The sequence below is a fragment of the Nostoc sp. 2RC genome (genome assembly GCF_014222165.1).
Classification (GTDB): domain Bacteria; phylum Cyanobacteriota; class Cyanobacteriia; order Cyanobacteriales; family Nostocaceae; genus Nostoc; species Nostoc linckia.
The window spans coordinates 1-9858 of record NZ_JACKZU010000314.1 but is presented as its reverse complement, the minus strand read 5'-3'; the positions used below and the strand labels follow the sequence as shown (position 1 = coordinate 9858).

General features: G+C 39.7%; 9 protein-coding genes. 5 read left to right on the top strand and 4 right to left on the bottom strand.

The genetic code is table 11. The features are described 5' to 3' along the window. Positions 1 to 16: 16 nt before the first annotated feature. Complete coding sequence (gene petG, locus GNE10_RS26435; protein ID WP_099068651.1) at positions 17 to 130, bottom strand: cytochrome b6-f complex subunit V; 114 nt, start codon at positions 128 to 130, stop codon at positions 17 to 19. A gap of 211 nt (positions 131 to 341) precedes the next feature. Here petG and GNE10_RS26430 point away from each other — a divergent pair, with 211 nt between their 5' ends. Both GNE10_RS26430 and GNE10_RS26425 read left to right on the top strand, forming a co-directional pair. Then, positions 342 to 716: a cytochrome c gene (locus GNE10_RS26430; RefSeq protein ID WP_099068721.1), complete on the top strand. Its 375-nt coding sequence runs from the start codon at positions 342 to 344 to the stop codon at positions 714 to 716. Between the two features lie 470 nt (positions 717 to 1186). Continuing rightward, entirely contained in the window at positions 1187 to 1978 is a 792-nt protein-coding gene (locus tag GNE10_RS26425; protein WP_185568246.1) for a peptidylprolyl isomerase, read from the top strand. A gap of 31 nt (positions 1979 to 2009) precedes the next feature. Here GNE10_RS26425 and GNE10_RS26420 read toward each other — a convergent pair whose 3' ends face one another. Further along, complete coding sequence (locus GNE10_RS26420) at positions 2010 to 2993, bottom strand: polysaccharide deacetylase family protein (RefSeq protein ID WP_185568243.1); 984 nt, start codon at positions 2991 to 2993, stop codon at positions 2010 to 2012. Between the two features lie 358 nt (positions 2994 to 3351). Beyond that, the gene (locus GNE10_RS26415; protein ID WP_099068654.1) at positions 3352 to 4911 is read right to left on the bottom strand and encodes a YcjF family protein; all 1560 of its coding nucleotides are present in this window, start codon (positions 4909 to 4911) and stop codon (positions 3352 to 3354) included. Between the two features lie 392 nt (positions 4912 to 5303). Here GNE10_RS26415 and GNE10_RS26410 point away from each other — a divergent pair, with 392 nt between their 5' ends. The 3 genes from GNE10_RS26410 (at position 5304) to GNE10_RS26400 (ending at position 8520) form a co-directional block, all read left to right on the top strand. Then, on the top strand, positions 5304 to 7004 hold the full coding sequence (locus tag GNE10_RS26410; RefSeq protein ID WP_185568240.1) for an ATP-binding protein: 1701 nt from the start codon (positions 5304 to 5306) through the stop codon (positions 7002 to 7004). 232 nt (positions 7005 to 7236) lie between these two features. Further along, positions 7237 to 7758, top strand: coding sequence for a DUF937 domain-containing protein (locus GNE10_RS26405; RefSeq protein WP_185568237.1), 522 nt, complete (start codon positions 7237 to 7239; stop codon positions 7756 to 7758). A 207-nt stretch (positions 7759 to 7965) separates the two neighbouring features. Continuing rightward, positions 7966 to 8520, top strand: coding sequence for a pyridoxamine 5'-phosphate oxidase family protein (locus GNE10_RS26400; protein ID WP_185568234.1), 555 nt, complete (start codon positions 7966 to 7968; stop codon positions 8518 to 8520). Positions 8521 to 8866: 346 nt separating this feature from the next. On the opposite strand, the gene GNE10_RS26395 is transcribed toward GNE10_RS26400, so the two are convergent. Beyond that, a partial coding sequence (locus GNE10_RS26395) for a transposase (RefSeq protein ID WP_185568231.1) occupies positions 8867 to 9858 on the bottom strand: 992 nt, incomplete at its 5' end.

Genomic DNA, 9858 nt, shown 5'->3' with positions numbered 1-9858 from the left:
CCCCAGCCCCCAGTCCTCACCCTCCCAGCTGGTTGGGTCGCTTGTATTGCTTATATGCAGCGTAAAATAGTCCGCCAAGGGTGACGAAAACTAGACCAAGGACAATGCCTGAGAGCAGGGGTTCAATCACTGTAAGTTCCTTTTTGCAGTTATTCAATATTTGTTTCCCGTTTTTGATTTTACCAAATTTGGTATGAATCCTCTGCGCTAGAGTCTTTTCTCAGGAGGGCTATCCAGATTAAAATAGTCTTCTGTGCTTGCAGACACAAAGAAGAACTTTTAAGCTATGTGTAGGAAATGAAAACTTTTTTAGCACACCTATAACTTTCACAGCAAACCTTTTGGATAATCAGATTACCAAACCCGAAATTTTGATTCAGCGCATTATTTTATTGGTGCTGGTCGTTCTGTTAGCAGTGCCCTTGGGCTTTTTTGGCGTTCACTTGGTTCAAGCCTCCGATCCGTATGTCAAGAGCGTTTTATCCTTAACAGGAAACCCAATTCAAGGACACGCTATCTTTCAAATCAATTGTGCTGGTTGTCATGGCTTGGAGGCAGATGGGCGAGTAGGGCCTAGTTTACAAGCTGTATCTAAGCACAAGTCTCGGTATGGACTGATTCACCAAGTCATTAGTGGCGATACGCCTCCAATGCCCAAGTTCCAGCCTAGTGCCCAAGAAATGGCAGACCTTCTGAGCTACTTAGAGTCGTTGTAGATGCTCGATTCTTTGGCTGCGAGATCCGGAAATTATTGATTGGAAAAGGCAGTTTACTATATACTGTCTTTTTCGTTGATAAAAATCTTTATGAATCTTAACAAATTCCGTAAACTACCAGATCAACTTTAAGCTCTTGTGCGTCATCTGGTAGTTTTTACGTAGAATCTTTGATAAAAACTCACAGAAATTGTATATTTTAAAGTGTGTTAGGAAATTACTATTTAATTAGGAAACTCCAAAAAATAAGTTATTCCGATTAAAGTGTTGACTGTTGATGATTCACAGTTAACAGTCAACAATCAACAGTCAACAGTCTTCTATGGAATATTTTTTACTTGGAAATCCCTAATTCTGAACTTGAGGTTAGCGTACCCGACTTAGTGGGACTAAGGCAAAGGTTTCCAGTAAATCGGCTACAGCACAGCTTATTTCACAAACAATATATTCTTTGAAATAAATTAAAGCTAATGACTGAAGCGCTCCAAATCGGTAATCGTAAAATTACAGCTAGCGAACTGATTTCTTTACTAGCTAGTTACCAAATGCTGCCACAATTACAGCGGGAATTGATTGTGGATGAAGCAATTGACCAAAGCTCGCGCTCTACCGATGTGGCAATAGAACTGACACCTGAAGAAGTAGCCCAAGCTAAACAGCAATTTTACGCTGAGAAACAGTTGAAAAATGAGGAAGATATCCAAGCTTGGATGGCACGTCAGGGTCTAAGTTACCAACAACTAGAAGCGATTACCACCAGAAAGCTGAAAATTGAAAAATTTAAGCAAGCCACTTGGGGTAATAAGCTAGAAGCTTACTTTTTTCAGTCCAAGTCAAAACTCGACAGAGTAATTTATTCCCTACTGCGAACCCAGGATGTGGGAATTGCTCAAGAACTTTATTTTCGCATTCAAGCAAAAGAAAACTCTTTTGCTGACTTAGCACGGGAGTATTCACTGGGGCCAGAAGCCCAAACTGGTGGTTTAGTAGGCCCAGTAGAATTAAATGCGCTACATCCGGTGATGGTGCAAATGCTCTCTAGCAGTCAACCAGGTCAAATATTACCTCCTACCCGCATTGCTGAATGGTTTGTAATTTTGCGGCTAGAAAAATTTATCCCCGCACAATTGGATGAAAGTATGAAAGCCCGCCTCCTGAATGAACTGTTTGAAGCTTGGTTACAAGAACAGCAAAAACAAATGATGTCTGCACGACTAGAACAGGCTGCAACAGAAACACATTCAGAGGTTGAAAATCATTAATCGATCATCACATTACGGTATGGCGCTACTTTTACCTTTTTTGAGGTACTAATACAGGTAGTTGTCGCACACCTGCTACAGACTTGGCGTGTTGTCCAACAGTCAAAACATTGAATTGATTGGTTATCATTTCTAAACTTTTATTCACCACTGCCAGTTTTTTGTAGGTGGGGACATCCATACCAGGAAAAAATGATAACTCTGGCACATCTTCTTGACTTAAAAAGTCTGTGGGATGGAGTAATAACGATGGTTGGGTGCGTGTAAGTTTACACAGCCACAAAGCAATTCTCAAATAAAATAATGCCAAACCGCTAGAAAATCTAGTCAAATACATGATGTAGCTGAAGTGAATTGGCACTTTAAAAATTGGCATGGTGGTGACAGGAATTTCAGTTAGTCTATCCTTACCCATGTGCCATTGGTAGGGATTTAGAGGTTGCAAACCATCTTTGAAACTACCAAACAAAGCTTCGCGTTTTTTGCGTTCTTCCTTGCTTAGTTTACAAGTCATCAAATAATAAGCTCGTGCTACTGGCCCCAAAATTGTGGGAAAAGTTGAAGCATCATATTCATAACCGCGTCGTGCTAAAACTTTTAATACTGCTGGGGAAAAGCTGTATCCAGGCCCCCGGAAACCTACGGGGTGTTGATAAGTGACGCGCTTGATATGTTCTTCGGCCTGCGCTACTTCTTCTTCTATTTCATTTTCGGAATACAGGTGTAGCCAGGGGTCGTGGTAGAATGAATGGTTGCCGATTTCGTGGCCGGCGTTAGCGATCGCCTGTATTGCCTGACGATTTTTTTCTAGGGCTGCATCTTGACCAACTATAAATACTGTGATTTTTAAATTCCATTGCTCAAGAATTTCTAAAAAACGCGGTACTGCAATATCCAAATAAGAAGGAAAACTTTCCCAACCCGGAGCGCCTTGATTTTTTAGATAAGACCAAATATTATCTAGATCCAAAGAAAGACTGGCTATTGGTTTCTTTGCTTTACTTTTTGGTTTCATTATTAGTTCAATTATTTGATTATTTCAAAATAAAGATTAACTTTAAAATCAGCATTCTTTAATTCCTGGTGATTAATATATCATAAATAACAGGTATTTAAACGTATATAAGTAAGTTTTAGCGATCGCTAGTATTTATAATCAGATTTTCATAACTTATACCGATTCAAAAAATGTTTGCGACAGATACCCCACCCGCCTGACGGCACCCTCCCCTTGCCAAGGGGAGGGGTCTTGTCTACGTGTTGCATTATTTTTTCAAATTGGTATTGGTATTAGTTTCAGGGAATTACTATTGTTCGTTGACTGTTAACAGTTAACCGTCAACGGTCAACAATCAACAAACTGAATATAAGTGCTAGCGTAACTCTTCTTTCGTCTCTTCTTCTTCCATCGCCTCACTTTTATCTTGTAATGGCTTCACTACTTTGGCAATGGCTTCCTGAATAAAAGCTTTAATAAATTCATCTCTGCGATTCATTTGAAACTGTCGCTGTACAACTTCTGTCATTCCCCCATCGCCCCAATCTTGGTCGTGACGAAAATATTCAATAAAGCTTTTACCAGCAATTCGCGTTAAATAAGCGGCGGTCACACCTTGAATTGCTCTGCCGATAATAAAGGTAGCAACATTAAGTTGCAATGCTGTAGATAATAATTGAATTGCTCCTTTAACAATGCCTAAACTGGCGATGGTTTTTGCTAAAGAAAGGGCTAATTCTCGTCCCCGTTCCATATTCAATTCACAGCCATATACTCGACCAATTTCTACCACCATTTGAGCGTTAACGGCGGCGGTTGCTAATAAATCTACCACTGGTACAGGGGTCACCGACACAACACCAGCACCAATCCATTGAAAGCGTTCTACAATTTTGTCAGCTTGGCGGCGGCGTTGACCATCGATGAGTTTTCGCGCCTCGTCACCCAAGCGCAGAGATTGTAAAAGGATGTTATCGGCTACTAAATCTTCACCTTCAGCGCGTAAAATAGCAGCCATGCGTCGCAACAAAGGAACAATATCTGATTCTGGCTGGAAGGTTTCGCCGGTTTCTAGTTGTGCAGTTTGGGGATTAGCAGCGATCGCCACTACATCATTAGTAGCAATAAATCCCCGCACCCGTTGGCGTAACCTAGCGAGGATGGCTTCTTTGTCTTCATCTGTGTATAAATCGGTTTTGTTGAGAACTAAAAGCGATCGCTTACCAATTTCCGCCAATCCCCGTAGAGGCTCGTATTCTGAGCGTCGTAAATCATTATCCACCACAAACAATAATAAATCTGCTGCCGTGGCTAGTTCCCGCGCCATTTGTTCTCGTTCCGTCCCCGCTACACCGGCTTCTAAAATTCCCGGTGTATCGGTGATTAAAATTTTCCGTTCTAATCCCTTCAATCGCAGACAATAAGTTTCGCCAACTTGCGTTGTACCCATCGGTGCATCTACTTGACCCACCATGCGTCCCATGATGGCATTTACCAGGGAAGTTTTACCAGCACTACCAGTACCAAACACCACCACTTGAATTTCACCCCGTGCGAGGTTGGCTTCAATTTCCCGCGATCGACTTAACAAAGCTTGACGTGCGACTTCATCTTGAATTTGCGCTACCTGTTGGCGCACAGCTTGGAGAGTTGTAGAAGCTGCATCAGATTTACCAGCTGGGATTTGCGCTGGAGTCACACGGGAACGACTGCGGCGCGATCGCTTTTCCCCAGCTTGAAGCACTAGGACATAATAAACAAAAGCCGCAACCAACCCTCCAATCAGCACAATCAGCAGCAATAACAGCAAATTGCCTAACAACGGCGAATAGGACAATTGCCAATAAAGCCGCGATAGCGAATCAATTAGCCATAAAGCTAGCCCCAAAATGACGATTAGACCGATAATCAGCGTTACGATACGTGACAGAGGCATGGCTGGCACAAATTAGTTGATATGAAGTAGGCACATGCTTTCGATCTTAATAGTTTCAGTATTTTTTATCAGATTCACAAGGAAATTAAAAAGTAAAAGGGACTGATGACTGTTGACTGGGGATTAAAAAAATAATTAATCGCTGTGTAGGGAAGGAAAGCAAGGTGGAGAAAGACAACTATCATCTAAATAAATTGGTCAATTCTACTTTCAGTATTTTTTACCAGGGTAAAAAAAAGCAACTTTTGGTAAACTGATAGCGCATTTTGTATCAAATTTCGTTTTACTTACCGCATTTCTCCAGAGTTCCCTTCCCAAAAGCTGACGCTGGTGATTTCTGTGTTTATATTCCTACTCCCGACTCTCTAGCTAATTCAACAGCGAGTTATATCATGACTGCCATACCTAAATTAAGATACTCTAACTGGGTTAAACAAGTATTCCACCAGCGGAGTATTCGGCAAAAAATTTTTTTTGGGTACGGACTAGCTTTGGGAATTGCAGTTTTGGGGACGATAGCAGGGTTGGTAATTGGCGATCGCTATTTACAACAAGCTAGACAAAAAATGGTGTTGGCAGATGAAGAAAAAAACTTGTTAAATAGTTTCCAAGGAGAATTGTTAGAAATACAGATTCATCAGCAAGAAATAGTCCCTTTTTTACAGCAGCCACAAGCTTTGCAAAGAGGCATATCTCATTTCAAAAGAGATTTAGCTGAAGCTGAAACATTACTTTCTCAGATGGAGGAATTTAGTCAAAGTCATGTCCAAGAAGATTTGCAATCACTACTGCTCAAGCATGACGACTCAATAACCGTATATTTTGAGGAACTCAGGTCGCTAATTAGACAAATTTTGCCATTAAGTTCCCAGCCACAGGGAGCATTAAAAGCCCAGCAATTAATCTCAAAATTCAGTCAAAGTCAAGATGCTTTGAAGTTTTATCAATTTGGACATGATTTAACTGAGTTTGCCATCACAGTTCAAGAAACTCAACAAGAAGCTGATATAGCTCAAAAAAAAGCTGCCTCAATACAAACTCAGATTATTCTTGCTAGTATACTGCTGTCAGTGGCGATGGCAACTATCCTGGCTTTCTACACAAGTAGTATCATCGCCCGTCCGATTAACGCGGTTACAGATATTGCCCAAAGAGTTACCAAAGAAGCTAATTTTGATTTGCAAGCGCCTATCAGTACAGATGATGAAGTTGGTGCATTAGCCAACTCTCTCAATCAGTTAATTCAACAAGTAAAGCAGCTTTTAGCAGAACAACAAGCCGAAAATCAAGCACGATTAATTCAAAGTGAAAAAATGTCCAGTTTAGGACGGATGTTAGCTGGGGTAGCTCACGAAATTAATAATCCCATAAATTTCATTTCTGGCAATCTCGTACATGCAAAAACCTATACTGACGATTTATTAACAGTACTGCAAACATATCAAGCCGAAGTAGTTCAGCCTTCACCTGCTTTGCAAACTTTAGCAGAAGAAATTGATTTAGAGTTTTTATTAGAAGATTTACCAAAACTCTTTAACTCCATGAAAGTCGGTGCTGAGCGTACGCGAGAAATTGTCCGTAGTTTAAAAGATTTCTCTCGCTTAGATGAAAGGGAAGCGCAGTTACTAGACTTACATGCTTGTCTAGATAATACATTATTAATTTTGAACAATCGCCTGAAAAATGGTATTAACCTGCTTCGCAATTATGGAGAAATTCCTCCAATTCCAGGTTATACAGGTTTACTTTATCAGGTATTTATGAATCTTTTAAGCAATGCCATAGATGCTGTAGAAGAAAAAGCAGCCGAGAATCCAGAATTTGTAGCTGAAATTACTATTATCACAGAACTGTGTCAGAATAATTGGGTCATCGTGCGAATTGCAGACAATGGTTCTGGGATTTCACCAGAAAATTTACACAAAATATTTGAAACCTTTTTCACCACTAAACCACGAGGAATTGGTACTGGTTTGGGGCTAGCGATCGCATATCAGATTGTGGTAGAAAAACATCAAGGTAAAATTAGCTGCGAGTCTGAGTTAGACAGAGGTACAGAATTTACAATTTCTCTGCCTCTTTCTCGCACCTAAATAAAGATATGCTATTGTTGATTGTTGACTCTTCACAGTCAACATTTATTTTTTTAAATTCCCTAAAGGTGTACAAAGCTTCACAAAAATCAATATTTTTCTGTCTTGGGGTACTTTCATGTGAAAGTAAATTTATTCATAATAATCAACAACATATAGAGACATAGCACTGCTACGTCTCTATATCTACATGTGTAGTCAGAATCTTTTGCAGTCAGGAAAAAACAAATTTATGGGACTTTTCGAGCAAATTCTTGGTGCTGTTGCTAATCCTAATCAACAAGGCAACTTAGGTCAATTAGGAAGTATTGTTAACATTGTAAATCAACTGAGCGATCGCACTGGCGCAGATCCTTCTACCATCCAATCAGTTTTGTCAATTGTCGGTAGTCAAGTTCGTTCGGCTTTACAACACAAGCAAGCCACAGATGGGAATGAAGCCGCACAAACTCTAGTTAATCAATATGCTGGTACTTCTGCCAATCCCCAAGCAGTGGATTCGTTATTTTCTGCTGGTATACAACAGCAAGTGGCTGAAATTGCTGCCCAGCGCACGGGGTTAGATGCTAGTGTAATTCGACAATTGTTGCCTTTGGCAGTACCTTTAGTCCTGAATTTTCTCCAGTCAGGCGCTAATGCTCAAAATCCTCAAACTGGAGGTAATCCCGTACTCAATTCTTTCTTAGATGCTGATGGCGATGGTGATGTTGATATTGCCGATGCTTTACAAATGGCCAGTCGTTACATCAAATAAATATTCATCCACATTTCCTACAGACTAGGGTTAATCGCGTCTCGAACCACTTCTTCATTCTCCAGGTTGTGGGAAGCTACAGCTACATATTTTAACTCCCACAACAACTCCCTGCTCATCAGATATTGGCAAATAGGCCTTGCTAGATTTTGAGCTTGGACATAGGCTGAAAACAAGGGGAATTTGCAAATAGAAATCACACATTCTATGGCTAAATTTTTTGAATCTATCACTGAAGAACTGCAAAGCTTCATTAGCGCCCAACATATTTTTTTTGTTGGCTCTGCACCGTTAAGTCCTACAGGTCATATTAACCTGTCTCCGAAAGGTTTGGATTGCTTTCGCATCCTTTCTCCCAAGCGAGTAGCTTACATAGATCTGACAGGCAGTAGTAACGAAACTTCGGCGCATTTACAAGAAAATGGGCGCATTACTTTCATGTTTTGCGCTTTTCAAGAACCTGCTTGTATTTTGCGTCTTTACGGTCAAGGAAATACAATTTTACCGACTTTTCCAGAGTGGAACTCATTGTATTGTCTATTTCCAGAAATACCTGGAACTCGTCAAATTATCGTCGCGGATATCCAAAAAGTACAAACCTCTTGTGGTTTTGGCGTGCCACTGTATGACTATCGAGGCCAGCGCGAAACTCTAGTAAACTGGGCTAGTAAAAAAGGCGAACAGGGAGTTAGAGAATATCAACAACAGAAAAATCTCGTCAGTCTTGATGGTTTATCCGCTCCACTAAGTAAATTATTTTAATGTTGACAAAAGCAGCTTGTTAGGCAGGATTTAGAACAGGTTAACTAAGATAATATTATTTACTTTGTCAGCACTAATACCTTTTTGAATTTTAGATTGTATTGAAGAAGAATTCAGAAATCAGAATTGGCTAAACGCCCCGCTACCGCTTATCTATGAGACGCTAAAGCGAACGCTATCCGCCAGTCATACAGAATACCCAACTTAATTCTGACTCCTGACTCCTGAATTCTGTTTGTTTACAGGGCAAGCTTATGGGATTGCAATCATTATTCAAATTGGTCAGGACTTACGCAACTGGCACAAATAGCGGGCGGGGCGTAACCCTACTACACGACAATTTAAATCAAACCAAGCACATAAGAATACTTGGGCGTTTCAGTTGCTGAATTAAATAATTAGAAAGCAAATTATGCTTAATTTGATAAACAGTTTGACCAGTTTGATAGGCTAAATTCTTTAACCTAACCCAAACTAACATTGCACAAGCAATATGATTTCTTTGGAGTCTAGCTTTACGACATTGACAAGATTCAATGCCAGTTAATTGTTTAATCTCCCTGTGAAACTCCTCGATTTTCCAACGAATCTTACACACCTCTTGTACAACATCCGTGGAACTTTGAGATAAATCGTTAGTGGCAATATAATCCGTTCTGTTGGTAGAAACAGTAACCCGGAAAAGTTTCACTTTTTTATTAGCTGGGAACCCTTTAATTTTGATTATCTTACCACAGTCTAATTCTTCTTTGCTCCAATCTAATAATTCAATCCGTTTATATTTCTCTTTTCCAAATGTATCATCAACTAACCGATTATTTTTTAAAGGGCAATAATAAATTTTCTCTAGACTATCAATATAAAGCATTAAACTATGTACAGCATACCATGTGTCCATTAAAACAGTATCAAATGGTAAAAGCTTATGATATACAAGGTTTTGCAGCATGTCTTTTACATGGTCTATCTTGGTTTTACCATCGATATCAGGATTAAAAATGCGGTAATCGATTACCCAAAATTTTTGAAGAGTAGGGTTGACATACACGCAGCTAACTACACCAATTCCTTTGAGGACACCATGCTCATTACCACTATATTGTTTTCTGACTATTTCTATTTCTTCAGAATACCTTTTATCTAAAACGCTATCATCAAATATTATGTAACCATTCACATCATGCTCAACTACTTCTTTCACGTTATCCCATAGTAACCGAGGTGTTAATTTTTCGCTTTTCAAATAGTAGTTAATTGCATCATGGCTAATAGTCTCTAAATGCTCTGCCAAATTGGTAATTGTATAATTAATTTGACTACTTAATAAGTATTGACAGT